Here is a 23,847-nt window from a genome sequence, read left to right as displayed (position 1 = left end):
TGTGCGGCCCGCATCCATGCCGGGGCGGGCGAACAAGAAGCAGACTTGAACGATGGAGGAAAAGTCGATGTTGAAAAAGATGACGATTGCAGCAATGATCTCCGCCGCTGCGCTGCTGGCTGCGACCAGTGCCAGCATGGCGCAGACCAAGCTCAAATGGGCCCATGTCTACGAGACCTCGGAGCCGTTCCACACCGCTTCGGTCTGGGCCGCGCAGGAGATCGGCAAGCGCACCAACGGGCGCTACCAAATCGACGTCTATCCGGCCTCCCAGCTCGGCAAGGAGACCGACATCAACCAGGGCCTCTCGCTCGGCTCGGTCGACCTCATCATCTCCGGCTCGAGCTTCGCGGCCAAGAGCTTTGCGCCGATCGGCGTGACCTATTATCCCTACACGTTCCGCGATGCCGATCATCTGCTCGCCTATACCAAGAGCGACATCTTCAAGGAGCTCGTCAAGGGCTACGAGGACAAGAGCGGCCATCACATCGTCGCGGTGACCTATTACGGGGTGCGGCAGACCTCGTCGAACAAGCCGATCAAGACCTGCGCCGACATGAAGGGCCTGAAGATCCGTGTGCCCGACGTGCCCGCCTATCTCGCGATGCCGCGCGCCTGCGGCGCCAACACCGCGCCGATCGCGTTCGCCGAAGTCTATCTCGCGCTCCAAAACGGCACCGTCGAGGCGCAGGAGAATCCCCTGACCACGATCGAGGCCAAGAAGTTCTACGAGGTGCAGAAGCACATCGTACTGACCGGCCACATCGTCGATCACCTCAACACCGTGGTCGCCGGCGCACTGTGGAAGAAGCTCAGCGACGAAGACAAGAAGATCTTCACCGACGTGGCCCAGGAAGCCGCCGCCAAGGCCACCGGCGAGATCAAGCAGAACGAGGCCAAGCTGGTCGCCTTCTTCAAGGAGAAGGGCCTGAGCGTGACCGAGGTCGACAAGAACGAGTTCCGCGACACCGTGCTGAAGAACGTCGCGTTCGAGACCTTCGGCTATCGCAAGGCCGACTGGGAGAAGATCCAGGCGGTCAAGTAAGCAAGACCCTCATGGTGAGGAGCGCGGAACGCGCGTCTCGAACCACGAAGGCCCCAATGCCAATGTCGCCCGCGGCCATCCTTCGAGACGCTTGCTTCGCAAGCTCCTCAGGATGAGGAGCGGCGATCGCAAAGCAAAGACGTCGTTCCGGGTTCTCGCTTCGCGAGCCCCGGAACGACGATCTGGAGAGAGGTAGCTTAATGTCCACCGCCGAAATCCACCGGCAGATCACCGCGGAGGAGATCGCCCATACTTTCGAGGAGGAGGCGACGCCGAAGGTCGATCTCGGCATCTACGCGTTCGAGGATTGGGTGGCGCTCGCGGTCTTCTGGGTGATGGCGCTCGCCGTCTTCCTGCAGTTCTTCACCCGCTACGTGCTCAATGACAGCTACGCCTGGACCGAGGAGATCGCGACCTATTGCCTGATCGGTGTGGTCTTCATCGGCGCTTCGATGTGCGTGCGGCTGTCCCGGCACATCCAGGTCGACCTTCTCTACCGCTATCTGCCGCCGCGCGTGGGGCGTGCGCTGTCGACGATGATCGACCTGATCCGGATCGGCTTCTTCGGCTACGCCATCAAGCTGGTCTGGGTCTACATCCAGATCATCGGCGACGAGCAGATGACCACGATCAATTTCCCCAAGAACTACGTCTATTACTTCGTGCTGCTCGGCTTCGTGCTGATGTTCCTGCGTTCCGTGCAGGCGGCGCTGCAACATTGGCGGCAGGGTTACTCGGTCCTCGAACGTCCCGGTGCCTACGACGGGTCGGAGATATAACGTCATGCTGCTGTTGCTCGGAGGCTTTCTCCTTCTGATGCTGCTCGGCGTTCCCGTGGCGATCGCCATGGCCGCCTCGTCGCTGCTCTACATCCTGGTCAGCGGGGTGACGCCCGACGTCACGCTGGCGCAGCGCATGATCGCCGGCGTCGAGAGCTTTCCGCTGCTCGCCGTGCCGTTCTTCATCCTCGCCGGCAACCTGATGAACATCGCCGGTGTCACCGGGCGCATCTACAAGTTCGCCGTCGCGCTGGTGGGGTGGATGCGCGGCGGCCTCGGCCACGTCAACATCATCGGCTCGGTGATCTTCTCCGGCATGTCCGGCACCGCGATCGCGGACGCCGCCGGCCTCGGCACCATCGAGATCAAGGCGATGAAGGACCACGGCTACTCGACCGAGTTCTCGGTCGGCGTCACCGCGGCCTCGGCGACGCTCGGGCCCATCATCCCGCCGTCGCTGCCTTTCGTGATCTACGGCATGATGGCGAACGTCTCGATCGGCGCGCTGTTTCTCGGCGGCGTCATTCCGGGCGTCGTTCTGACCTTGTTCATGATGATCACCGTCACCTATTTCGCCCACAAGAACAAATGGGGCAGCGACACCCCGTTCTCCTGGCCGCAGCTCGGATCGGCCGGCCTCGAGATCGTCATCGTACTGTCGTTCCCGCTCGCGATCTGGCTGATGGTGATGGCCGGCCTCTCGATCAACGTGGCGGTCGTCATCGGTCTCGGCACGCTGCTCGTGATCGACTGGTACTTCGACTTCTCGGCGGTGATGGCGCTGATGGCGCCGGTGATCCTGATCGGCGGCATGACGCTCGGCTGGTTCACGCCGACGGAAGCTGCCGTTGCGGCCGTGATCTGGTCGCTGTTCCTTGGCCTCGTCCGCTACCGCACCATGACGCTGCAGACGGTGGCGAAGGCGACGTTCGACACGATCGAGACCACGGCCTCGGTGCTGTTCATCGTCACCGCCGCCTCGATCTTCGCCTGGCTGCTCACGGTGTCGCAGGCCGCGCAGACGCTCTCGGACTGGATGCTCAGCGTCACCCACAACAAATGGGTGTTCCTGGCGCTCGCCAACGTGCTGATCCTGTTCGTCGGCTGCTTCATCGACACCACGGCGGCGATCACCATCCTGGTGCCGATCCTGCTGCCGATCGTGCTCAAGCTCGGCATCGATCCCATTCACTTCGGCCTGATCATGACGCTGAACCTGATGATCGGCCTGTTGCATCCGCCGCTCGGCATGGTGCTGTTCGTGCTCGCGCGTGTCGCAAAACTCTCGGTCGAGCGCACGACGGTGGCGATCCTGCCCTGGCTGGTGCCGCTGATGTTGGGGCTGATCGCGATCACCTTCATTCCCGAACTGACCCTCTGGCTGCCAAAATACATGGGACTCTCCAAATGACCTCGACCGCTCTCGCCGCAACCCTGTTCGGTCCGGAAGATCTGCGCATGATCGAGCAGCCGCTCGACAGGCTTGCCGACGGCATGGTGCGCATCCGCTTCGGGGCCGGCGGCATCTGTGGCTCGGACATGCACTATTTCCGCCATGCCCGGACCGGCGATTTCGTGGTGAAGTCGCCGCTGGTGCTGGGCCACGAGATCTCGGGTGAGGTCGTGGAGATCGCAGGCACTGCCGCCAATCTGAAGGTCGGTGACCGCGTCGCCGTCAACCCGTCGCGCTGGTGCGGGCGTTGCGTCGCCTGCCGCGAAGGCCGGCCGAACCTGTGCGAGAACATCTACTTCATGGGCTCGGCCTCGAAGACGCCGCACATGCAGGGCGGCTTTGCCAATTATTTCGACGCGATCCCCGCGCAGTGCGTGAAGATCCCGGATCACGTGTCGTACCAGGCCGCCGCGCTGGCCGAGCCGCTCGCAGTCTGCCTGCACGCGGTCGCGCGCGCCGGCAATATCGAGGGCAAGCGCGGCATCATCTTCGGTGCCGGCCCGATCGGGCTTCTGACCATGCTGGCCGCGCGCCGCGCCGGCATGGCCGACATCACGGTGGCCGACATCGCACCGGCGCCGCTGGCGTTTGCAACCCGGCTTGGCGCTTCGCATGTCGAGAATGTCTCGGGCGGGGAGGAGGGCCTGAACGCGCAGGCGGCCTCGCGCCCATACGACGTCGCCTTCGAGGTGTCGGGCACCGCCGCCGGCCTTGCCAGCGCCATCGGCATCGTCAGGCGCGGCGGCATCGTGGTGCAGATCGGCAATCTGCCGGGCGGCCAGATCCCGACGCCGTCGAATGCGGTGATGGCCAAGGAGATCGACCTGCGCGGCTCGTTCCGCTTCGGCTTCGAGTTCATGACCGCGGTGGAGCTGATCTCAAATGGCAGCGTCGACGTGCTGTCGCTGGTCACCGCCGAGCGTCCGCTGGCGACCGCGCCGGATGCGCTGCGGCTGGCGCTCGACCGCTCGCAGAGCGTCAAGGTCGTGCTGACCGCGACCTGATTGGGAGAGAGCCATGATGCTGGAAGGATGGCGCTGGTACGGGCCCGATGATCCCGTGTCGCTTGACGACGTCAGGCAGGCCGGGGCGACCGACATCGTCTCGGCGCTGCATCAGGTCCCGATCGGGGAGGCCTGGACGCGCAAGGCGGTCGAAGAGCGCAAGAATCTTATCGAGAACGGTCAACCGGGGCGATCGCAGCTGACCTGGTCGGTGGTGGAATCGATTCCGGTGCCCGACGACGTCAAGCGCCTGGGGGCCAAGGCGACCAGGTCCATCGAGGCCTGGATCGCCAGCCTTGAAGCCGTCGCGGCGGCCGGCATCAAGATCATCTGCTACAATTTCATGCCTGTGGTCGATTGGTGCCGCACCGATCTCGAATGGGAGCTGCCGAACGGCGCCCGCGCCATGCGCTTCGACCAGGATCGTTTCGCCGCCTTCGAGCTGCATATCCTCAAGCGTCCGGCGGCCGTGCAGGAGTACTCGCCGGAACAGCAGGCCCGCGCGAAAGCGCTGTTCGAGCAGATGAGCCAGGCCGACATCGACTATCTCGTGATGGTGATCGCCAGCGCGCTGCCGGGCTCGACCACCGAGCCGATGACCATCCCGCAATTCCGCGACCGGCTGGAGAGCTACCGCGACATCACGCCAAGGATCCTGCGGCAGCATCTCGCCGAGTTCCTGGCGCGCGTGACGCCGGTGGCCGAGCAGCTCGGGGTGTCGCTGACCCTGCATCCGGACGATCCGCCGCGGCCGTTGTTCGGCCTGCCGCGCATTGCCTCCTCGGCCGACGATTATCAGGCGCTGTTCGATGCGGTGCCGTCCAAGGCCAACGGCATCTGCCTGTGCACGGGCTCGCTCGGCGTGCGCGCGGAGAACAACCTGCCCGACATGGCCGAGCGCTTCGGCCCGCGCATCGCCTTTGCCCATCTGCGCGCCACCAAGCGCGAATCCGACGGGCTGTCGTTCTACGAATCCGATCATCTCGACGGCGACGTCGATATGGTCGCGGTGCTCAAGTCGCTATTGAAGGAGAACGCGCGACGGTCGCCGGACAAGAGGATCGTGTTCCGTCCCGATCACGGCCACCGCATGCTCGATGACCTCGCCGCCACCAAACGCACCAACCCCGGTTACACCGCCATCGGCCGCCTGCGCGGTCTCGCCGAGCTTCGCGGCGCGATCCGCGCGATCGAGCATCGGTAGACCGACGGTCTGTCCACATCGTCATTGCGAGCGCAGCGAAGCAATCCAGACTGCGTCTGCAGAAAGACCCTGGATTGCTTCGCTGCGCTCGCAATGACGTGGAGGGAGAGGAGCCTCACCCAGCACCGCCTGCTCAATAGCACGCCGCCATTGCCCCCAGCTCCGGATAGAGGCGGTCGATCGCGGCGATCTCGCTTGTCATCTGCGCGATGATCCAGTCGCGGATCTCGGCGGCGATCGGGCGCATCGGGCGGTTGCGCGGTGGCAGGAATTCGCAGACGCGGCGCGTGGTGGTGAGCCGGTCGGAGGCCGGCACCAGCGCGCCGGTGAGCAGCCAGTGCGAGGCGACCGTCAGCCAGCCGAGCGCGATGCCCTGGCCGAGCAGGGCGGCCTGCACCACGACGGCATAATCGGTGAAGCTCAGCGCCTTGGCCGCGCCGCGGCGACCGGTGAGGAGCGAGGCGTAATCCGCGGCCCAGTCGCCCGGCGTCTCGGCAAGGCGGATGATGGTGTTGCCCTCGGTGGGATCGGTTTCGCCGAGATAGGACGGGCTGCACATCGGCAGCATGACTTCCTTCATCACCAGCGTGCCGCCCGACGGCGGCTCGTCGCGATCGCGGAAGCGCATGCCGAGGTCGACATTCTCCACCGGCCCGCGCAACGCGCCGGAGATGAGCTGGAAGCGTAAATCCACTTGCGGAAACTGCTTCTGCAGCTTGTCGATGCGCGGCATCAGCCAATGCGTGGTGAAGGCCGACGAGACCGACAGCGTCACCGTCTCGGTGCCCTTGCGGCGCCGCTCGATCTCGACCAGCCCGCTCTCGATGCTGCGAAAGCCGTCGAGCACGCGGCGATAGAGCAGTTCGCCCTCCTCGGTGAGCACCGCGCGCCCCGCCTTGCGGTCGAACAGGCGCACGCCGAGATGCTCCTCGAACTGGCCGAGCATCCGGCTCACCGCCGGCTGCGTGACGTTCAGTTCGGCGGCCGCGGCCGTGAAGCTGCCATTGCGCGCCGCGGCGTCGAAGACGAACAGGGCGTTGCTCGATGGCAGCATGCGGCGAAGCTCGGGCATAACGCCATGTTATGAGCCGCGTGAGAATTTGGCAATTGCCGAGTTTTGCCAAGTCTGTTGTCATCGCGATCACAGCCAAAAGACAGGGGCTGGCGAGCAAGGATTTGGTGCGGCGCACGCTTCGATTCCGAGTGCCCGGATTCCCTGTCTATAAAGCAGGCTTATGGCGCGCAGTGAGGCACGCCGTTGCAGGGACGGGCGAGGTCGATCGTTGGACAAACGAGCGGAAAGCGTCGAGATCAGATCCGCGAGCAAGGCCTATGGCCCCGTCCGCGCCCTCGACGACGTCTCCCTCAATGTCGGCGCCGGCGAGTTCGTCTCGCTGCTCGGTCCCTCCGGCTCGGGCAAGACCACGCTGCTTGGAATTCTGGGCGGCTTCATCCTGCCGTCGGCGGGCACGATCCTGTTCGGCGGCCGCGACGTCACCTACATGCCGCCGCACAAGCGCGACATCGGCGTCGTGTTCCAGAACTACGCGCTGTTCCCGCATATGAGCGTCGGCGAGAACGTCGCCTTCCCCTTGCGTGCGCGGCGCCTGCCGAAGGCGTCCTGGCCGGACAAGGTGCGCGCGGCGCTCGGCATGGTCGGGCTCGCCGGCTATGAGGAGCGCGGCATCGCACAGCTCTCCGGAGGCCAGCGCCAGCGCGTGGCGCTGGCGCGTGCCATGATCTTCGAGCCGCGGCTGATCCTGATGGACGAGCCGCTCTCCGCACTCGACAAGCAACTGCGCGAATCCATGCAGATCGAGCTGCGCGCACTGCACCGGCGCATCCAGGCCACCATCATCTATGTCACCCATGATCAGCGCGAAGCCTTGACCATGAGCGACCGCGTCGCCGTCATGAAGGACGGCCGGCTGATCCAGATCGATCAGCCTGAACGCCTGCACGACCATCCCGCCAATTCCTTCGTCGCGAGCTTCATCGGCGAAGCGACCATGCTCCCGGTTCGCCGCGTCGATGCCTCCAGCGTCGCGCTTGGCAATGCGCTGCTGCGCAGCGCCCGCGTCATTCCCGATGGCGATGCGCTGATGCTGGCCGTGCACAGCGAGAAGCTCCTGATCGACGACGGCGCGCAGGATGCCGCCTGCAACCGGCTGACCGGCACGGTCACCGACATCGTCTACCAGGGCGAGAGCCTGCGCATCTTCCTGGCGCTTGCCGATGGCGTCGCGCTCAGCCTGCGCCAGCCGGCCTATCACCAGGCCTATACCCGCATTCCGCCGCTCGGCGGCAGCCTCACCGTCACCCTTCACCCCGAGGACACCATCGTCGTCCCCAGGGTGGACTGATTCAAGCCTTGTCCAACCGAAGAGAAGAAACCGACATGTCGACCCAAGCCGCGTTCAGCAATTTCAAGGTTCTCACCTTCGACGTCGTCGGCACCTTGATCGACTTCGAGACCGGCGTGCTCTCGGCGGTGCGCAAGATCGGAGGCAAGAAGGCGGCCGAGCTCAGTGACGAGCAGATTTTCGAGCCCTACAAGCGCGGCCGCGACAGGCACTATGAGCGCTCCAGCGAGGCGATGTTCCACGTCTACCGTCACCTCGCCACGGAGCTTGGGCTGCCCGCCGACGACGCGGCCTGCGATGTGTTCCAGCTCTCGGTGCTGCGCTGGGGACCGTTCGCCGATTCGGTCGAGGCGCTGAGGCGCCTGCGCACGAAATTCCGGCTGGTGGCGATGACCAACGCGGACTGCGTCGCTCTGTCCTGCTACGCCCACGCGCTCGGCGATCCCTTCGACGACACGGTGTGCGCCGACGACACCGGGGTGGCAAAACCCAACCCCGAATTCTTCGCCTACAACAGGGGACGCCAGTCCGCGTTCGGCTACAAGCAGTCCGACATCCTGCATGTCGCGCAGAGCCAGTACCACGACATCGGGATTGCGCGGAAGCTCGGCTACAAGGTGTGCTGGATCGAGCGCCGCCAGGGCATCGCCGGCTTCGGCGGCACGCCGGCCGTGGAGACGCTGACCAAGCCGGACTTCCATTTCCCGACGCTGAAGGCGCTCGCCGACGCCGCCGTCGGGCCCGCGGCGTAACATCGTGAGCGCGGGCATGACACGGGACTGGAGTGCGCTGCCGTCGGTCAACTCGCTGTGGGAAGCCACGGCGGCGCCGGCGCGCGATTTTCCCGTGCTGTCGGGCGAGCAGCAGGCGGATGTCGTGATCGTCGGTGCCGGCTACACGGGGCTCTCTGCGGCGCACCACATCGCCAGGAGCGGCCTCGCGCCGATCGTGCTCGAGGCCAACCGCCCCGGCTGGGGCGCGAGCGGCCGCAACGGCGGGGTGATCAGCGCAAAGTTCCGCCTGTCGTTCCGCGAGATCGACGCCGCGCATGGCCGCGCCATGGCGAAGCGGATGTACGAGATCGCGCATGAATCGACCGACATGGTCGAAGAGCTAGTGTCGGAGTACGGCATCACCGGCGCGAACCTGACGCGCACCGGCCAGGTCAAGGCCGCGCATAACGAGACGACGCTCCGGGCCGCGATCGACGAAGCCAACTGGATGACGCGCGAGATGGGCTCTGCCGAGGTCCGCATCCTCGACAAGAACGGGGTGCGCGAGGAGACCGGCTCGGACATCTTCGTCGGCGGCGTGCTCCATCCCGGCTCCGGCGGTATCCATCCGCTGAACTACCTGCGCGGCCTCGCCGACGGCGTCGCGCGCCGCGGTGTCTCGGTGTTCCAGGAGTCGCCCGTCGTGAGGCTGCGGCGTGAGAAGGACGGCATCGTCGCCGAGACGCCGCAAGGCGTCGTGCGCGCAAGACAGGCGATCATCGCCACCAACAGCTATTCCGACCTCACCGGCGCCACCGCGCACCTGCAGCGCACACTGGTCCCGTTCCGCAGCGCCATGGTCGCGACCGCGCAGCTGCCGCGCAATCTTGCGGGAAAGCTGATGCCGTCGGGGCGCACCTATACCGAGACCAAGCGCATGATGCGCTGGTTCCGTATGGTCGATCAACGCGTGATTTTCGGCGGCCGCGGCGCCTTCGGCAAGCAGGACTCGCAAGCCGCGTTCGACGCACTTCGCAAGGCGATGGTCGGCATCTTCCCCGATCTTGCCGACGTCCCGCTCGACTACAAATGGTCGGGCCTGGTCGCGATGACGCTGGACTCGGTGCCCCATATCGGCCGGCTCGACGACCGCACGCTGGTCTCGCTGGGCTACAACGGCGCCGGCGTTGCGATGTCGAGCCTGATGGGTCGCTATCTCGCCGCTTTCGTGCGCGGCGAAAGCCCCGATGTCGGCCTGCTCGACGTCAGGCGGATGAAGACGATTCCGCTCTACCCGCTGCGCGAGCCCGCCGTGCGCATGGTCGCCGGCTGGTACCAGTTTCTCGATGCGATCGGTCGGTGAGACCCTTTGGAGGAGGCGAGGATGACGATGAAGCAGAGTTTTGGACTAAGCTGCGCGCTGCTGAGTGCAATCGGATTGAGCACGGCCGCCGGTGCGGCCGAGCAGATCACCTTCGTCTCGCAGGGCGGGGCCTATCAGCAGGCGCAGACGGTGGCGATTCTCGATCCCTCCGCCAAGAAGCTCGGCATCACCATCAACCAGGATTCGATCCCCGACGCCTGGCCGGCGATCAAGACGCAGGTCGGCAGTGGCAAGCCGATCTGGGACGTGGTCGACACCCCCACCGGCAATTGCCTGCGCGGCGGCGAGCAGGGGCTGATCGAGAAACTGGACTTCTCGAAGATTCCGAACGGCGCGGCCATGCCGGAGGCTTATCGCAGTCCGTATTCGGTGTCTTACGAGTTCTATTCGAGCGTGCTGGCCTACAGCCAGAAGACATTTCCGAAGGATGCGCCGAACAGCTGGGCCGATTTCTGGGACGTGAAGAAATTTCCCGGCCGTCGCGCGCTGCGCAACCACCCGTTCGCGACGCTCGAGGCGGCGCTGATGGCCGACGGCGTCGCGCCCGACAAGCTCTATCCGCTCGACGTCGACCGGGCCTTCAAGAAGCTCGAGGAGATCAAGCCGCACATCACGGTGTGGTGGACCTCGGGCGCGCAGTCGGCCCAGCTGCTCAACGACGGCGAGGTCGACATGGAGATGGCCTGGAACGGCCGTGTCAGCGCGGTCGCCAAGGAAGGCGCCAAGGTCGCCTTCACCTACAACCAGGGCATCCTGCAGAGCACATCGCTCTGCATCCTCAAGGGCGCGCCCAATCTCGCCACCGCGGTGAAATTCCTCAACGAGGCCGTCGATCCCGTGCACCAGGCCAATCTGCCGCTCCACATCGATTACGGCCCGGGCAATCCAAAGGCATTCGAAACGAACGTGATCAAGCCCGAGCGTGCCGCACAATTGCCGAGCGAGCCGGCCAATGCGGCCAGGCAGGCGCTGATGTCCTACGCCTGGTGGTCCTCGCCCGCCGGCGAAGCCGCGGAGAAGCGCTGGGCGTCGTTCATGCAGAAGTGAGGCGAGGCAACGTTGACGACAACAATCTCCGATCCATCGCAGAAGCATCAGCGCCGCGAGCACGGGCTGATGCTGGCGCTGGTGTCGCCGGCGTTGCTCGTGATCCTGGCTCTGATCGTGCTGCCGGTCGGCTGGCTCGCCTGGCAGTCGATCTACCATGACGGCTTCACGCTGGAGAATTATCGGCGCGTCTTCACCGAGGACATCTACTGGCGCAGCTTTGCGCTGACCTTCGAGATCAGCCTCGCGGTCACGCTGATTGCGCTGCTGCTCGGCTATCCCGTCGCCTATCTCGCCAACGCGCTGCCGAAGGGCTGGAGCATCCTCATCCTGTCGCTGGTCGTGCTGCCGTTCTGGACCAGCGTGCTGGTGCGCGCCTATGCCTGGCTGGTGCTGCTTCAGCGCAGCGGCGTGATCAACCAGTTCCTGCGCCATCTCGAATGGGTCTCCGAGCCGCTCGCGCTGGTCCACAACACCTTCGGCACGGTCGTCGCGACGGTGCACATCCTGCTGCCCTTCATGGTGCTGCCGCTCTATGCGACCATGCAGAAGATCCCGAACGAGCTGATGCAGGCCGGCGCCAGCCTGGGCGCGAGCCCGTCGCTGACGTTCGTCCGCGTGTTCCTGCCGCTGTCGCTGCCGGGCGTGCTGGCGGGCTGCACCATGGTGTTCGTGCTCTGCCTCGGCTTCTACATCACGCCGGAATTGCTGGGCGGCGGTCGCACCGTGATGGTGTCGATGCTGGTGAGCCGCAATGTCGAGCTCTACAACGAGTTCGGCGCCGCCAGCGCCGTTGCGGTGGTGCTGCTCCTCAGCGTGCTCGCCATCTTCGTTCTCGTCAGCCGCTTCATCTCGCTCGATCGCGTGCTGGGGCAGAAATGAACCGTATCTCGCCCGCACGCATCGTCCTCTACGTGTTCAGCGCGCTGGTGCTGGTCTACCTGATCCTTCCCGTGCTGATCATCGTGCCGATTTCGTTCTCCAGCGCACGCTTCCTGACCTTCCCGCCGCCGTCGTTCTCGCTGCGCTGGTACCAGCAATATTTCGCCAGCTCCGCCTGGATGCAGGCGACGCAGGTGACGCTGACGGTCGCGGCCCTGACCGTCCTGATCGCGACGCCGTGTGGCGTCGCCGCCGCCTACGCCATCAGCCAATCGAAGCTGCGCATCATGCGCGTGATCCACATGGCGCTGCTGCTGCCGCTGGTGGTGCCGATCATCATCACCGCGGTCGGCATCTTCTTCGTCTATGCCAAGGTCGGCCTCGTCGCCACCATGCCCGGCCTCGTGCTGGCAAATGTGATGCTGGGATTGCCTTACGTCGTCATCTCGGTGCTGGCAGGCCTGCAGAGCTTCGATCCGGCGCAGGAGATGGTGGCGCGCAGCCTCGGCATGAACCGCCTCCGCAGCTTCTTTGCGGTGACGCTGCCGCAGATCAAGTCCAGCGTGTTCGCCGGCGGCATCTTTGCCTTCATCTCGGCGATGGACGAGACCATCGTCGCGCTGTTCATCTCGGGCGGCCAGTATCAGCCGCTGACCAAGCGCATGTTCACCGCGTTGCGCGACGAGATCGACCCGACCATCGCCGCGATCTCGACGCTGATGACGGCGGCCTCGTTCATGCTGGTGCTGCTGGCGAGCGCGCGCAAGAAGGACGGGTGAGGGCGGCGTTGCTGCTGGCACAATACGGCGCGACAGAGGCCGTTGCGCGAGCCTTGTTCAGGATTACCCGATCGCGAAATCCGCGGCGGTCTCGGCGTGAATGGCCGTGGTGTCGAACGTCTCGACCGACGTGTCATCGGGGCCGACCAGCATCGTGATCTCGGTGCAGCCGAGGATGATGCATTCCGCGCCTGCGGCGACGAGCGCTGCCATCACGTCCTGATAACGACGACGCGAAGCATCGGCGACGATTCCGAGACACAGCTCGTCGTAGATGATGCGGTTGACGTCGGCGCGCGCCTCGGGGGGAGGAACCAGCACATCGAGGTCATGCGCGCGCAGCCGGTCGATGTAGAAGTCCTCCTCCATCGTGAACCTGGTGCCGAGCAGCCCGACCCGCCGGTAGCCTTTCGCCCGAATCCGCTGCGCCGTCGCATCGCCAAGGTGGATGAACGGGATGGTCACGCTGGAGACGATCTCGGGCGCCAGCTTGTGCATCGTGTTGGTGCACAACACGATCGCCCGCGCGCCTGAGCTTTCGAGGCGCCGCGCGACCTCGGCCAGGCTGGCGGCCGCCTCGCTCCAGCGGCCCGCATACTGCATCTGCTTGATCTCTTCGAAATCGTAGGAATACAGCAGCAGCGGGGCGGAATGCAGCCTGCCCATGCGATCGCGGACGCGCTCGTTGATCAGCCTGTAATAGAGCGCCGTGCTCTCCCAGCTCATGCCGCCGATCAGGCCGATGGTCTGCATTCCAGTTGCTCCCGAACTTGGTTCACCCGGATCGTAACCGAAGACGTCGAAGCTCGGTAGCCGTTGCTTGATTGCAGGCCTGTTGTGGCCGAAGGTCGCGAACAAGCCGTCGTGCAAACGGCACGGATCGGCATGACGCCTGCGCAGGCGACCAGGACCTTTCGACCTTGCGCGCGCTCTCGGCCTGTCTTACGCAGTTCCCGAATATTGGCGCATCGCCAGAGCCTTGAGGGAGCCGTCATGACCATCCGCAACACCCGCACCGGCGGCCAGATCCTGATCGATCAGCTCGTCGCGCAAGGCGTCGAGCGCGTCACCTGCGTGCCGGGTGAGAGCTATCTGGCGGCGCTCGATGCGCTGCATGACAGCCCGATCGACGTCGTGATCTGCCGCGCCGAGGGCGGCGCGGCGATGATGGCGGAAGCCTATGGCAAGCTCACGGGCCGACCGGGAGTCTGCTTCGTCACCCGCGGCCCCGGCGCCACCAATGCCAGCCACGGCGTGCACATCGCGATGCAGGATTCGACGCCGATGATCCTGTTCGTCGGCCAGGTCGACACCGGCATGCGTGAGCGCGAGGCGTTCCAGGAGCTGGACTACAAGGCGGTATTCGGCTCCATGGCGAAATGGGCGGTCGAGATCGATCGCCCCGACCGCATTCCGGAGCTGGTGGCGCGCGCCTTCCGCGTCGCCATGCAGGGCCGTCCCGGTCCCGTGGTGATCGCGCTGCCGGAGAACATGCTGACCGAGACCGCCGCCGTCGCCGATGCCATGCGCATCGAGCCTGCGGTGAGCTGGCCCGCGCCGGCCGATCTCGACAAGCTCAGTGCCATGCTCGCGGGCGCCAAGGCACCGCTGGTGATCCTCGGCGGCTCACGCTGGACCGATGAAGCGACCAAGAGCATTGCGCGCTTTGCCGAGCGGTTCGACCTGCCGGTCGCGACCTCGTTCCGCCGCGCCTCGCTGATCGACGCCGACCATTCGCACTATGCCGGCGATCTCGGCATCGGGCCGAGCCCGGGGCTGAAGGCGCGCATCGAGAATGCCGACGTCGTCCTGCTCATCGGCGGCCGCATGTCGGAAATGCCGTCCTCGTCCTACACGCTGTTCGCCATTCCCTCGCCGAAGCAGAAGCTGGTCCATGTGCATCCGGGCTCGGAGGAGCTCGGCCGCGTCTATCAACCGGCTCTCGCGATCCAGGCAACGCCTGCCGCCTTCGCTGCCGCCGTCGAGACGCTGAAGCCCTCGGGTGCGGTGGCCTGGAAGGGCGAGGCCGCCAAGGCCCATGCCGATTACCTTGCCTGGACCGACAAGGCGCGCGAGCTGCCGGGCACGTTCCAGTACGGCCAAGTCATGACCTGGCTGCGCGACCGGCTGCCGAAGGACGCGATCGTCTGCAACGGCGCCGGCAACTATGCCGGCTGGATCCATCGCCATCACCGCTTCCACAGCTTTGCGGCGCAGCTGGCGCCGACTTCGGGCTCGATGGGCTATGGCGTGCCGGCGGGCGTGCTCGCGAAGCGGCAATATCCGGATCGAATCGTCGTCGCCTTTGCCGGCGACGGCTGCTTCCTGATGAACGGCCAGGAATTCGCGACCGCCGTGCAATATGACGCAGCCCTGATCGTCGTCGTCGTCGACAATTCGCAATACGGCACCATCCGCATGCACCAGGAGCGTGACTATCCCGGCCGCGTCGTCGGCACCCAGCTCAAGAATCCGGACTTCGCGATGTATGCGAAGGCGTTCGGCGGCCATGGCGAGCGGGTCGAGCGCACCGAAGAATTCGCACCCGCGTTCGAGCGTGCGCTGGCTTCGGGCAAGCCGTCGATCCTCCACTGCATCATCGATCCCCGCGCGATCTCGGTCGGCAAGGATTTCACGCCCGCGGTGAAGGCTTAAAGCGATGGCGGCCGGCCGCCACGTCGCGATCATCGGCGCCGGCGCGGTCGGGGTGATCAGCGCCATCGAGGCGCTGCGTGAGGGGCATCGCGTCACGCTGATCGATCCGGGCGAGCCCGGCGGCGAACAGGCGGCGAGCTATGGCAATGCCGGTTGGCTGTCGTCGCATTCGGTGATCCCGCCGGCGGAGCCCGGCATCTGGAGGAAGGTGCCGGGCTATCTGATGGACCCGCTCGGGCCGCTGGCGATCCGCTGGTCCTATTTGCCGACGGCGCTGCCCTGGCTGGTCAGATACCTGCTCTCGGGCTGGACCGCGGCGCGGGTCGAGACGACGGCGTTCGCGCTGCGCGATCTCTTGAAGGACGCACCACTGCTGCACCGGAAGCTGGCCGAAGAGGCAGGCGTCCCCGAGTTGATCGAGCGCAACGGCGTGATGCATGTGTTTCCGTCGCGCGGCAATTTCGACAACGATCTCGGCTGGCGCCTGCGCAAGAAGGTCGGCGTCGAATGGCTCGAGCTTTCCGCCGACGAGATGCGCCAGCGCGAGCCGGATCTGCATCCGCGCTACAACTTCGGCGTGGTGGTGGAAGAGGCCGGACGCTGCCGTGATCCCGGCGCCTATGTCGCCGCGCTCGCCGCTCATGCGATCGCCAGCGGCGCCAAGCACGTACGGGCCAAGGCCACCGGCTTGAGGCTGGACGGCGGCAGGCTCGTGGCTGTCGTCACCGAGGCCGGCGAGATCGCTTGCGATGCCGCCGTGATCGCCGCGGGCGCGCGGTCAAAGCAACTGACGGCATCGGTCGGCGATCCGCTGCCGCTGGAGACCGAACGCGGCTATCACGTCATGATCGAGAATCCGGAATCGGGCCCGCGCAGCTCGATGATGGCGTCCGACGCCAAGATGGTGGTGAACTGGACCAACAAGGGGCTCCGTGCCGCCGGCACGGTCGAGATCGCCGGCCTCGAGGCTGCGCCGAACTGGAAGCGCGCCGAGATCCTGCGCGATCATCTTCTCGGCATGTTCCCGAAACTGCCGAGGGATATTCCGGCCTCGCGCATCAAGACCTGGTTCGGCCATCGCCCGAGCATGCCGGATGGGCGACCCTGCATCGGCTATGCGCGCGCCTCGCGCGATATCGTCTATGCTTTCGGTCATGGCCATGTCGGCTTGGTCGGCTCGGCCCGTACCGGCCGGCTCGTCGCGCAGCTCCTCAGCGGCAAGCAACCGGAAATTCCGCTTCGTCCCTTCGCGCCCGATCGTTTCCTCTGAGGTCGCAGCCATGACCAACTCGGCTCATTCGTCCTCCCGCATCGCCCGTGGCGGCAAGGCCATCTACGGCGCGCCGCTCGGCATCTTGATGCTGGAAGCGCGCTTTCCCCGCATTCCCGGCGACATGGGCAACGGCACCACCTGGCCGTTCCCCGTGCTCTATCGCGTGGTGAGCGGGGCTTCGCCTGAGAAGGTGGTGTTGAAGGGCGCGGCGGGCCTGCTGCCCGACTTCATCGATGCGGCTAAGGACCTGGTGCGGTTAGGGGCCGAAGCCATCACCACCAATTGCGGCTTCCTCTCGCTGTTCCAGAAGGAGATCGCGGCCGCGGTTGGCGTTCCCGTCGCGACCTCCTCGCTGATGCAGGTGCCGTGGGTGCAGGCGACCCTGCCGCCGGGCAAGCGCGTCGGTCTCGTCACGGTGTCGGGCTCGACCCTGACGCCGGCCCATCTCGAAGGCGCGGGCGTGCCGCTCGATACGCCGCTGGTCGGCACCGAGAACGGCAAGGAGTTCTTTCGCGTCCTGATCAAGGCCGAGAAGGACGACATGGACATCGCGCAGGCCCAGCGTGACGTGATTGAGGCCGGCAAGCAGCTCGTCGCCGAGAATCCCGATATCGGCGCCATCGTGCTCGAATGCACCAACATGCCGCCTTACGCCGCGGCGCTTCAGGCCGAGGTGGGATTGCCGGTCTACGACATCTATTCCATGATCACCTGGTTTCACGCCGGACTGCGCCCGCGCGTCTTTGCGTGACCGCGTCCCGCGAGATCGTCACAAGTCCTGGAGCAGCCCCATGAAACTATCCGGCAAGGTCGCCGCCATCACCGGCGCGGCGCGCGGCATCGGCAAGGCCTGTGCGAAGAGATTCTTGGACGACGGCGTCAAGATCGTGATCTCGGACGTCGATGCCGAGGGCCTCGCCGCGACGGCCGCGGAGCTGGGGCGGCCGGATGCCCTGCGCATCGTGGTCGGCAATGTCGCCAAGCGCACCGATGTGGATCAGCTCGTTGCCACCGCCGTGAAGGCGTTCGGCCGGCTCGACATCATGGTCAACAATGCCGGCGTCGCACGCAACCGGGACATCCTCGACATCACCGAAGATGAGTTCGACGAAATCATTGGCATCAACTTGAAGGGCGCGTTCTTCGGCGTGCAGGCGGCGGCGAGGCAGATGATCGCGCAAGGCGGTGGCGGCGTCATCATCAACATGTCCTCGGTGAATGCACTGCTGGCGATCCCGGCGCTGGCGACCTATGCGATGTCCAAGGGCGGCATGAAGCAGCTGACGTCGGTTGCCGCCGTTGCGCTTGCCCCGCACAACATCCGCGTCGTCGCGGTCGGACCGGGCACAATCCTGACCGACATGGTGGCATCGTCGATCTACACGTCAGATGACGCCCGCAAGACCGTGATGTCGCGTACGCCTGCGGGGCGCGGCGGCGAGCCGAGCGAGGTGGCCTCGGTGGTGGCGTTCCTGGCGAGCGACGATGCCTCCTACATCACCGGACAGACGATCTATCCGGATGGCGGAAGACTGGTCCTGAACTACACGGTGCCGGTGAAGGATAAGTAGGCCTCGCTGCATCTCAGTCGTCATGCCCGGGCTTGACCCGGGCACCCACGTCTCTCAACAATCGCGGTGCTGCGTGGATGGCCGGGACAAGCCCGGCCATGACGGTGGCGCCGTCCAGGCCTATTCCGCCGCGACTGTGATGCCGTGACCCAGCCGCTTCGAGATGCCGCCGGCGCAATCGCGCAGCGCATGCGCGATCGGGCTGTCCCAGCGCGCATCGAACGTGCCTTCGGGACCCATCGCGGTGATGACCAGCGCGACGTGGCCGGAATGGTCGAACACCGGGGCCGAGAAGGCGTTGACGCCGGGCAGGGGATCGCCGAGGGCGCGGGCGAGGCCGTGCTTGCGGACCTCCGCGAGCATCTCGGTGAGCTTGGCGCCCTTCACGGCGCGCTTCGGATTGTAGCCGACGCCGTGGCGGTCGAGCCCGCTCTCGAGAGCGGCGGTGATCGTCTGCTCCGGCAGGAACGCCGCGAAGGCCCGGCCGGTCGCGGTCTCCAGCAGCGCCATCACCGAGCCGACGCGCATCACGATGTGCACGGGCTGAGCCGGCTCCTCGAGCTGGACCACGGTCGGGCCGTGCGTGCCCCACACGGCGAGAGACACGGCATGCCCGATCTGGCTGGCGAGCGCGGCGATTCTCGGCCTTGCGATGCGAACGCCGGAGAGCCGGCGCAGGCTGATCAGGCCGAGCTCCAGCGCCAGCGCGCCGATCTCGTAGCGGCCGGTGGTCTCGTCCTGCTCGATCAGCCCGATGCGCGAGAAGCTGGCGAGATAGGGGTGCGCCTTGGCCGGCGCCATGCCGGCCTCGCGCGCGAGATCGCGCAGCATCATCGGCTCGCCGCACCGGGCGAGCGCACGGAGCAGCTCTCCGCCGACCTCGATGGACTGGATGCCGCGACTTTCCCTGCTCATGCGCTTCCTGGCGTGGCTCAAGCCGCGTCGCGCTTTTCGGCGCTGTCGGCGAGATGACGGCCGGCAATGTAGCCGAAGGTCAGCGCCGGCCCAAGCGTGATGCCGGCCCCGGGATAATTGCCGCCCATGATGCTCGCCATGTCGTTGCCGGCGGCATAGAGCCCGGGAATGACGCGGCCCTCGGCGTCGAGCGCCCGCGCATTCGCGTCGGTGACGATGCCGGCATAGGTGCCGAGATCGCCGATCACCATCTTGATGGCATAGAATGGCCCGTTCTCGATCGGCGCGACGCAAGGGTTGGGGCCGTGCAGCGCATCGCCCTGGTAGCGGTTGTAGGCCTTCGAGCCCTTGCCGAAGGCGGCGTCATGGCCTTGCGGCGCCGTCGCGTTGAACTGCCTGACGGTCTCGACGAAGGACTGGGCGTCGATGCCGGCCTTCGCCGCCAGCGCCTCCAGCGTGTCGCCGCACATGAGATAGCCGGACTTCAGGTGATGGCCCAGCGGCATCGGGAAGGGCGGCACGCAGCCAAGGCCGTATTTGCGCAACGTCTTGTGATCGCAGACGAGGAAGGCGGCGATCTCCTCGCCGGGCTTCGCGGCTTTGACCATGGCCTGGACGAAGTCGTGGTAGGAATTGCCTTCATTGGCAAAGCGCCTGCCGTCGCCCATCACTGCGATCACGCCGGGCTTGGCGCGGTCGATGAAATGCGGCATCACGCCCTTCGAGCCGTCCTTGCGGGTGGTCAGCGACACCGGCACCCACGCTGCTGCGTTCGGCAGGCGGTCCTCGACATGCCCGCCTGCGCGCTCCGCAAGACGCAAGCCGTCGCCGGTGTTGCCGGTGGGCCCCGGCGAAAAATGTTCATTGCCGGTCGGTGCGTGCGGAAACATCTTTCTGCGCCGCTCCACATCGTGCGGGAAGCCGCCGCAGGCGAGCACGACGCCCTGGCGGGTGCGGACGTGGACCTCGCGTCCCTCGCGCGACACGATGGCGCCGGTGACGGCGCCGCTCTCGACCGTCAGCTCGCGCACCGGCGAGGACAACCACATCGGAATCTTCAGGTCGAGCGCGGATTTTGCGAGGCGCCCGGCGAGCGCATTGCCGTTGGTCAAGGTCATGCCGCGGCCGTAGCGCAGCACGTCCATCAGGTGCCGCGACAGGCGCTTGGCGACATAGACCGCCGACGTCAGCGACTTCGTCACCCGCATGAAGTGGATGATCTCCTTGCCGCTTCCCAGCATCATGCCGAACACGGTGAGCTCGGGCAGCGGCATGCCCAGCGACTTGATGAGGTCGCCGAGCTCGCGGCCGTCGAACGGACGCGTCACCATGGAGCGGCCGCCCTGCGCGCCGCCCGGCGCCTCCGCGTGATAGTCCGGAAACACCAGCGGCATGTCGAAGCGCAGCGCGGTCTTGGTGGTGAAGAAATCGACCGCCTCGGGGCCGGCCGAGAGAAACGCATCGACGCGTGCCGCATCAAAGTTGTTGCCGGCCTCGTGCCGCAGATAGGTGCGGGCCTGCTCCGGCGTCTCCTCGATGCCGTACGCTTTCGCCAGCGAAGTCCCGGGAATCCAGAGCCAGCCGCCGGAGCGGGCGGTGGTGCCGCCGAAACGCGGCTCCTTCTCGACGATCAGGACGTCGAGGCCGCGGGACCGGGCGGTGATCGCGGCCGACATGCCGGAGCAGCCCGATCCGGCCACGAGCACATCGCATTCGTAAGTCTCTATGGCGCTCTGCTCGTTGCCGGTCATCTGGGCCTCACTTTTTCAGGAGCGGACATTTGGATTCGGAGACGGGGCGAAAGGCGTCCTCGCCCTTCACGGTCTTGACGATGTCCAGATAGTCCCACGGCTCCTTCGATTGCTCGGGCGTCTTCACCTTGGCGAGATACATGTCCCGGATGACCCGGCCGTCCTCGCGCAACTTGCCGCCATGGACGAAGATATCCTCGATCGGCAGCTCGCGCATCTTCGTCATCACCTTGGCGGACTCGTCAGTGCCGGCGGCCTTGATGGCCTTGAGATAATGCAGAACCGCGCCATAGACGCCGGTCTGGATCATGGTCGGCATCACCTTGGTGCGCTCGTAGAACTTCTTCGACCAGGCACGCGTGGCCTCGTCCATGGCCCAGTAAGAGGCCGTGGTCATGTAGGTGCCCTGCGCCGCCTTCAGGCCGATCGCGTGCACGTCGGTGTCGAACATCAGGAGGCCGACCAGCTTCTGGCCGCCCTGAACGAGGCCGAACTCGCCAGACTGCTTGATGGCATTGTCGGTGTCCTGGCCGGCATTGGCGAAGGCGACCACGTCGGACTTGGAGCTCTGCGCCTGCAGCGCGAAGGAGGAGAAGTCCGCGGTGTTGGTCGGATGCTTGACGCCACCGAGCACCTTGCCGCCCATCTCGTTGATGAAGCGGATTGCGTCCTTCTCGAGCTGCTGGCCGAAGGCATAATCGGCCGTGATGAAGTACCAGGACTTGCCGCCCTCCTTGATCACGGCGGACGCCGTGACTTTCGACAGCGCATAGGTGTCGTAGGTGAAATGCACGGTGTTCGGGCTGCACAGCTCGTCGGTCAGCGAACTGGCGCCGGGGCCGGAGAGCAGCGCGACCTTGCCGCGCTCGCGCACCATGTTGTGCACGGCGATCGCGATGCCGGAATTGGGAATGTCGACGACGGCATCGACCTTGCCGTTGTCGAACCAGCCGCGCACGATCTGCACGCCGACATCGGTTTTCATCTGGTGGTCGGCGCTGATGATCTCGATCGGCTTGCCGAGCACGGTCGGCCCGAATTCCTCCACGGCCATCTTGGCGGCTTCGACCGAGCCCGGTCCTGAATTGTCGCGGCCCCAGCTCGACAGATCCGTCAGCACGCCGATCCGCACCGCATCGTCGGAGACTTGCGCGGTCGCCGCTGTGGTCATGGCAGCCGAAGTCATGGCCGCGAGCATGGCGCAGGCCAGAAGCTCTCTCATGATGTTTCCTCTTTTCTTGGCCGCATGGCGCGGCGGGTGTTGAGGAGATAAATTAGATAATGGCGAATGAGTTTGTCAATGCCGAACGAAGAATGCCGGGTGGGTTCCGCTATGGGTGCGTGCCGGGCCGAAGAATTTTTGGGCCGCCCCCTTGAAAGCCATGTCCGATTTTCTAAGTCGTTTCTCGCCGCGAGAGCGGTGTGCCGGATGCCAGATCGGGTCCGGTACGGGCGCCGGGCCGGTCTTCGGACCTCGTCCGAAAACCCTGTCCTGCGCTCCTTCGTATCCATCTTGCTCTCAGGAGGACTTGGTTATGAGGACCAGTTTCGACTTCGCGCCCCTGTGGCGTTCCACCATCGGCTTCGATCACCTGGCCGACCTCGTCGACAGCACGCTGCGCCAGGCGACCGAGGACAATTATCCCCCCTACAACATCGAACGCTCCGGCGAGGACCATTACCGGATCAGCCTTGCGGTGGCAGGCTTCGGCGCCAGCGACATCACGGTGACGGCCGAGCAGAACGCGCTCACGATCGAGGGCAGGAAGCCCGAGACCGCCGCGCGGGAATATCTGTACCAGGGCATCGCCGCGCGGCCGTTCCGGCGTGTGTTCAACCTTGCCGACTATGTCCAGGTGAAGCAGGCCTCGTTCCAGGACGGGCTGTTGATCATCGACCTCGTCCGCGAGGTTCCGGAAGCGATGAAGCCGCGCCGGATTCCGATCTCGGGCGCCGCGCCTGCGGCATCGCAGATCGAGCAGAAGAAAGCGGCTTAGGCTCTCGAGCAGGCGAGACGGCGAAGCGCGGCGCGCGATGCGTGGGCCGCGCTTCCCCGATGCATGGAGGAGAGAACCATGGGTTTTCGTGATCTGATTCCCTGGTCAGGCAAACAGGAGCTTGCGCCTGGGCGCGACAATTTCGATCCCTTCCTGACGCTTCATCGCGAGATGAACCGTCTGTTCGACGACGTCTTCCGCGGCTTCGGCAGGACCAGCCTGTCGCCGCTGATGGAGGGCCGTTTCGGCTGGCCGAAGGTCGAGCTCAGCGAGACCGACAAGACGCTGACCGTCTCGGCCGAGCTTCCCGGCCTCACCGAGAAGGACGTCCAGGTCGAGATTGCCAATGGCGTGCTGACGCTGCGCGGCGAGAAGAAGGCGGAGCGCAACGGCGAAGGCAAATACTTCACGGAGCGCTATTACGGCAGCTTCGAACGTCAGATCCCTCTCGACGGCGTCGAGGAGGACAAGGCCGAGGCGTCGTTCAAGAACGGCGTCCTGACCGTGTCGCTGCCGAAATCCGAGAAGGCGCGCGAAGGCGTCAAGCGCATCGCGATCAACACGCGTTAAGTGAAGATGGGGCGGCGGCAGTTGCCGCCGCCCCATCATCGTCAACAAGCCCGTCCCTTGGAAAGGAGCATGAGGGGAGGTCCAGAAATGACCAACGTCAATACCAATACCGGCACGCTCAATCCGCTGTTTCACCCCGCGGCCCATTACGACTCGCCTGCCGACGTTCTGAATGCGACGGAGCTCTCTCCGCCGGAGAAGCGCATCATCCTGTCGTCCTGGGCGTCGGACATGTACGCGGTCGAATCCTGTCCCGCCTTGCGCGAGATCCCTGGGATGAGCCAAACGGTGCGGCTCGCCGATATCCTGGCCGCCCTGCGCAAGCTCGACGGCGACAATGACAACGACGATCCGCCGCGCGGCGGCGGCGTGCCGATGCGACTGCGGCGGCCCTGGGCCGCCGCAGAGGGGGCAAGCCCATGATGCTCACACAGACCGTTCTGGGACTCGTGCTGCTCGGTC

The 23,847-nt window shown here is 65.7% G+C and carries 23 protein-coding genes; 18 read left to right on the top strand and 5 right to left on the bottom strand.

The window, feature by feature from the left end:
• The first annotated feature begins 67 nt into the window (after window positions 1–67).
• The 5 genes from K410_RS0129730 (at window position 68) to uxuA (ending at window position 5,485) form a co-directional block, all read left to right on the top strand.
• Entirely contained in the window at window positions 68–1,045 is a 978-nt protein-coding gene (locus tag K410_RS0129730) for a sialic acid TRAP transporter substrate-binding protein SiaP (RefSeq protein ID WP_028138257.1), read from the top strand.
• Window positions 1,046–1,245: 200 nt separating this feature from the next.
• Complete coding sequence (locus K410_RS0129725) at window positions 1,246–1,824, top strand: TRAP transporter small permease (RefSeq protein ID WP_028138256.1); 579 nt, start codon at window positions 1,246–1,248, stop codon at window positions 1,822–1,824.
• A 4-nt stretch (window positions 1,825–1,828) separates the two neighbouring features.
• Entirely contained in the window at window positions 1,829–3,235 is a 1,407-nt protein-coding gene (locus tag K410_RS0129720) for a TRAP transporter large permease (protein WP_028138255.1), read from the top strand.
• Entirely contained in the window at window positions 3,232–4,281 is a 1,050-nt protein-coding gene (locus K410_RS0129715; RefSeq protein WP_028138254.1) for an L-idonate 5-dehydrogenase, read from the top strand. Before K410_RS0129720 ends, K410_RS0129715 begins: the two co-directional genes overlap by 4 nt.
• 13 nt (window positions 4,282–4,294) lie before the next feature.
• Window positions 4,295–5,485 carry a mannonate dehydratase gene (uxuA, locus tag K410_RS0129710; RefSeq protein ID WP_080672270.1) on the top strand — a complete coding sequence of 397 codons (1,191 nt, stop codon included), beginning with the start codon at window positions 4,295–4,297 and terminating at the stop codon, window positions 5,483–5,485.
• Window positions 5,486–5,618: 133 nt separating this feature from the next.
• Here uxuA and K410_RS0129705 read toward each other — a convergent pair whose 3' ends face one another.
• Window positions 5,619–6,557, bottom strand: a complete 939-nt coding sequence (locus K410_RS0129705; RefSeq protein ID WP_028138252.1) for a LysR family transcriptional regulator — start codon at window positions 6,555–6,557, stop codon at window positions 5,619–5,621.
• Window positions 6,558–6,768: 211 nt separating this feature from the next.
• Between K410_RS0129705 and K410_RS0129700 the strand changes: the two genes are divergently transcribed.
• The 6 genes from K410_RS0129700 (at window position 6,769) to K410_RS0129675 (ending at window position 12,653) form a co-directional block, all read left to right on the top strand.
• The gene (locus K410_RS0129700; RefSeq protein WP_028138251.1) at window positions 6,769–7,848 is read left to right on the top strand and encodes an ABC transporter ATP-binding protein; all 1,080 of its coding nucleotides are present in this window, start codon (window positions 6,769–6,771) and stop codon (window positions 7,846–7,848) included.
• 35 nt (window positions 7,849–7,883) lie between these two features.
• Window positions 7,884–8,600, top strand: a complete 717-nt coding sequence (locus K410_RS0129695; RefSeq protein WP_028138250.1) for an HAD family hydrolase — start codon at window positions 7,884–7,886, stop codon at window positions 8,598–8,600.
• A gap of 16 nt (window positions 8,601–8,616) precedes the next feature.
• Window positions 8,617–9,924 carry an NAD(P)/FAD-dependent oxidoreductase gene (locus tag K410_RS0129690; RefSeq protein WP_028138249.1) on the top strand — a complete coding sequence of 436 codons (1,308 nt, stop codon included), beginning with the start codon at window positions 8,617–8,619 and terminating at the stop codon, window positions 9,922–9,924.
• 21 nt (window positions 9,925–9,945) lie between these two features.
• Window positions 9,946–10,992 carry an ABC transporter substrate-binding protein gene (locus K410_RS0129685; RefSeq protein WP_028138248.1) on the top strand — a complete coding sequence of 349 codons (1,047 nt, stop codon included), beginning with the start codon at window positions 9,946–9,948 and terminating at the stop codon, window positions 10,990–10,992.
• Between the two features lie 69 nt (window positions 10,993–11,061).
• Window positions 11,062–11,874, top strand: coding sequence for an ABC transporter permease (locus K410_RS0129680; protein WP_049820456.1), 813 nt, complete (start codon window positions 11,062–11,064; stop codon window positions 11,872–11,874).
• The gene (locus K410_RS0129675) at window positions 11,871–12,653 is read left to right on the top strand and encodes an ABC transporter permease (protein WP_028138246.1); all 783 of its coding nucleotides are present in this window, start codon (window positions 11,871–11,873) and stop codon (window positions 12,651–12,653) included. The genes K410_RS0129680 and K410_RS0129675 overlap by 4 nt, the downstream gene beginning before the upstream one ends.
• Window positions 12,654–12,716: 63 nt before the next feature.
• Here K410_RS0129675 and K410_RS0129670 read toward each other — a convergent pair whose 3' ends face one another.
• Entirely contained in the window at window positions 12,717–13,406 is a 690-nt protein-coding gene (locus K410_RS0129670; protein ID WP_028138245.1) for an aspartate/glutamate racemase family protein, read from the bottom strand.
• Window positions 13,407–13,646: 240 nt separating this feature from the next.
• Between K410_RS0129670 and K410_RS0129665 the strand changes: the two genes are divergently transcribed.
• Genes K410_RS0129665 through K410_RS0129650 form a run of 4 tightly spaced genes read left to right on the top strand, consistent with a single transcriptional unit; the run spans window position 13,647 to window position 18,152 of the window.
• Window positions 13,647–15,308, top strand: a complete 1,662-nt coding sequence (locus K410_RS0129665) for a thiamine pyrophosphate-binding protein (RefSeq protein ID WP_028138244.1) — start codon at window positions 13,647–13,649, stop codon at window positions 15,306–15,308.
• A gap of 4 nt (window positions 15,309–15,312) precedes the next feature.
• Complete coding sequence (locus tag K410_RS0129660; RefSeq protein WP_028138243.1) at window positions 15,313–16,578, top strand: NAD(P)/FAD-dependent oxidoreductase; 1,266 nt, start codon at window positions 15,313–15,315, stop codon at window positions 16,576–16,578.
• A 10-nt stretch (window positions 16,579–16,588) separates the two neighbouring features.
• Complete coding sequence (locus K410_RS0129655) at window positions 16,589–17,332, top strand: aspartate/glutamate racemase family protein (RefSeq protein ID WP_028138242.1); 744 nt, start codon at window positions 16,589–16,591, stop codon at window positions 17,330–17,332.
• A 40-nt stretch (window positions 17,333–17,372) separates the two neighbouring features.
• On the top strand, window positions 17,373–18,152 hold the full coding sequence (locus tag K410_RS0129650) for an SDR family NAD(P)-dependent oxidoreductase (RefSeq protein ID WP_028138241.1): 780 nt from the start codon (window positions 17,373–17,375) through the stop codon (window positions 18,150–18,152).
• 120 nt (window positions 18,153–18,272) lie between these two features.
• On the opposite strand, the gene K410_RS0129645 is transcribed toward K410_RS0129650, so the two are convergent.
• Genes K410_RS0129645 through K410_RS0129635 form a run of 3 tightly spaced genes read right to left on the bottom strand, consistent with a single transcriptional unit; the run spans window position 18,273 to window position 22,040 of the window.
• Window positions 18,273–19,067 carry an IclR family transcriptional regulator gene (locus tag K410_RS0129645; RefSeq protein ID WP_028138240.1) on the bottom strand — a complete coding sequence of 265 codons (795 nt, stop codon included), beginning with the start codon at window positions 19,065–19,067 and terminating at the stop codon, window positions 18,273–18,275.
• 17 nt (window positions 19,068–19,084) lie between these two features.
• Window positions 19,085–20,818 (bottom strand): FAD-dependent oxidoreductase, encoded by a 1,734-nt coding sequence (locus tag K410_RS0129640; RefSeq protein WP_028138239.1) that lies wholly within the window; start codon window positions 20,816–20,818, stop codon window positions 19,085–19,087.
• A 7-nt stretch (window positions 20,819–20,825) separates the two neighbouring features.
• Window positions 20,826–22,040, bottom strand: a complete 1,215-nt coding sequence (locus tag K410_RS0129635; protein ID WP_028138238.1) for an ABC transporter substrate-binding protein — start codon at window positions 22,038–22,040, stop codon at window positions 20,826–20,828.
• 313 nt (window positions 22,041–22,353) lie between these two features.
• Between K410_RS0129635 and K410_RS0129630 the strand changes: the two genes are divergently transcribed.
• From K410_RS0129630 to K410_RS0129620, 3 genes are all read left to right on the top strand, one after another.
• On the top strand, window positions 22,354–22,815 hold the full coding sequence (locus K410_RS0129630) for an Hsp20 family protein (protein ID WP_028138237.1): 462 nt from the start codon (window positions 22,354–22,356) through the stop codon (window positions 22,813–22,815).
• Window positions 22,816–22,893: 78 nt separating this feature from the next.
• Window positions 22,894–23,385 carry an Hsp20/alpha crystallin family protein gene (locus K410_RS0129625; protein WP_028138236.1) on the top strand — a complete coding sequence of 164 codons (492 nt, stop codon included), beginning with the start codon at window positions 22,894–22,896 and terminating at the stop codon, window positions 23,383–23,385.
• 87 nt (window positions 23,386–23,472) lie between these two features.
• On the top strand, window positions 23,473–23,808 hold the full coding sequence (locus K410_RS0129620; protein WP_028138235.1) for a hypothetical protein: 336 nt from the start codon (window positions 23,473–23,475) through the stop codon (window positions 23,806–23,808).
• Window positions 23,809–23,847: the final 39 nt, after the last annotated feature.

The organism is Bradyrhizobium sp. 22, assembly GCF_000482425.1.
Classification (GTDB): Bacteria; Pseudomonadota; Alphaproteobacteria; order Rhizobiales; family Xanthobacteraceae; genus Bradyrhizobium; species Bradyrhizobium japonicum_B.
Note: the sequence above shows the minus strand (reverse complement) of the source record. Positions and strands in the feature narration are given on the sequence as shown.

Bases quoted from the DNA above. Each gene is read 5' to 3' on its own strand.
- K410_RS0129730 (WP_028138257.1), top strand. From the start codon at position 68: ATGTTGAAAAAGATGACGATTGCAGCAATGATCTCCGCCGCTGCGCTG.
- K410_RS0129725 (WP_028138256.1), top strand. From the start codon at position 1,246: ATGTCCACCGCCGAAATCCACCGGCAGATCACCGCGGAGGAGATCGCC.
- K410_RS0129720 (WP_028138255.1), top strand. From the start codon at position 1,829: ATGCTGCTGTTGCTCGGAGGCTTTCTCCTTCTGATGCTGCTCGGCGTT.
- K410_RS0129715 (WP_028138254.1), top strand. From the start codon at position 3,232: ATGACCTCGACCGCTCTCGCCGCAACCCTGTTCGGTCCGGAAGATCTG.
- uxuA (WP_080672270.1), top strand. From the start codon at position 4,295: ATGATGCTGGAAGGATGGCGCTGGTACGGGCCCGATGATCCCGTGTCG.
- K410_RS0129705 (WP_028138252.1), bottom strand. From the start codon at position 6,557: ATGCCCGAGCTTCGCCGCATGCTGCCATCGAGCAACGCCCTGTTCGTC.
- K410_RS0129695 (WP_028138250.1), top strand. From the start codon at position 7,884: ATGTCGACCCAAGCCGCGTTCAGCAATTTCAAGGTTCTCACCTTCGAC.
- K410_RS0129690 (WP_028138249.1), top strand. From the start codon at position 8,617: ATGACACGGGACTGGAGTGCGCTGCCGTCGGTCAACTCGCTGTGGGAA.
- K410_RS0129685 (WP_028138248.1), top strand. From the start codon at position 9,946: ATGACGATGAAGCAGAGTTTTGGACTAAGCTGCGCGCTGCTGAGTGCA.
- K410_RS0129680 (WP_049820456.1), top strand. From the start codon at position 11,062: ATGCTGGCGCTGGTGTCGCCGGCGTTGCTCGTGATCCTGGCTCTGATC.
- K410_RS0129675 (WP_028138246.1), top strand. From the start codon at position 11,871: ATGAACCGTATCTCGCCCGCACGCATCGTCCTCTACGTGTTCAGCGCG.
- K410_RS0129670 (WP_028138245.1), bottom strand. From the start codon at position 13,406: ATGCAGACCATCGGCCTGATCGGCGGCATGAGCTGGGAGAGCACGGCG.
- K410_RS0129665 (WP_028138244.1), top strand. From the start codon at position 13,647: ATGACCATCCGCAACACCCGCACCGGCGGCCAGATCCTGATCGATCAG.
- K410_RS0129660 (WP_028138243.1), top strand. From the start codon at position 15,313: ATGGCGGCCGGCCGCCACGTCGCGATCATCGGCGCCGGCGCGGTCGGG.
- K410_RS0129655 (WP_028138242.1), top strand. From the start codon at position 16,589: ATGACCAACTCGGCTCATTCGTCCTCCCGCATCGCCCGTGGCGGCAAG.
- K410_RS0129650 (WP_028138241.1), top strand. From the start codon at position 17,373: ATGAAACTATCCGGCAAGGTCGCCGCCATCACCGGCGCGGCGCGCGGC.
- K410_RS0129645 (WP_028138240.1), bottom strand. From the start codon at position 19,067: ATGAGCAGGGAAAGTCGCGGCATCCAGTCCATCGAGGTCGGCGGAGAG.
- K410_RS0129640 (WP_028138239.1), bottom strand. From the start codon at position 20,818: ATGACCGGCAACGAGCAGAGCGCCATAGAGACTTACGAATGCGATGTG.
- K410_RS0129635 (WP_028138238.1), bottom strand. From the start codon at position 22,040: ATGAGAGAGCTTCTGGCCTGCGCCATGCTCGCGGCCATGACTTCGGCT.
- K410_RS0129630 (WP_028138237.1), top strand. From the start codon at position 22,354: ATGAGGACCAGTTTCGACTTCGCGCCCCTGTGGCGTTCCACCATCGGC.
- K410_RS0129625 (WP_028138236.1), top strand. From the start codon at position 22,894: ATGGGTTTTCGTGATCTGATTCCCTGGTCAGGCAAACAGGAGCTTGCG.
- K410_RS0129620 (WP_028138235.1), top strand. From the start codon at position 23,473: ATGACCAACGTCAATACCAATACCGGCACGCTCAATCCGCTGTTTCAC.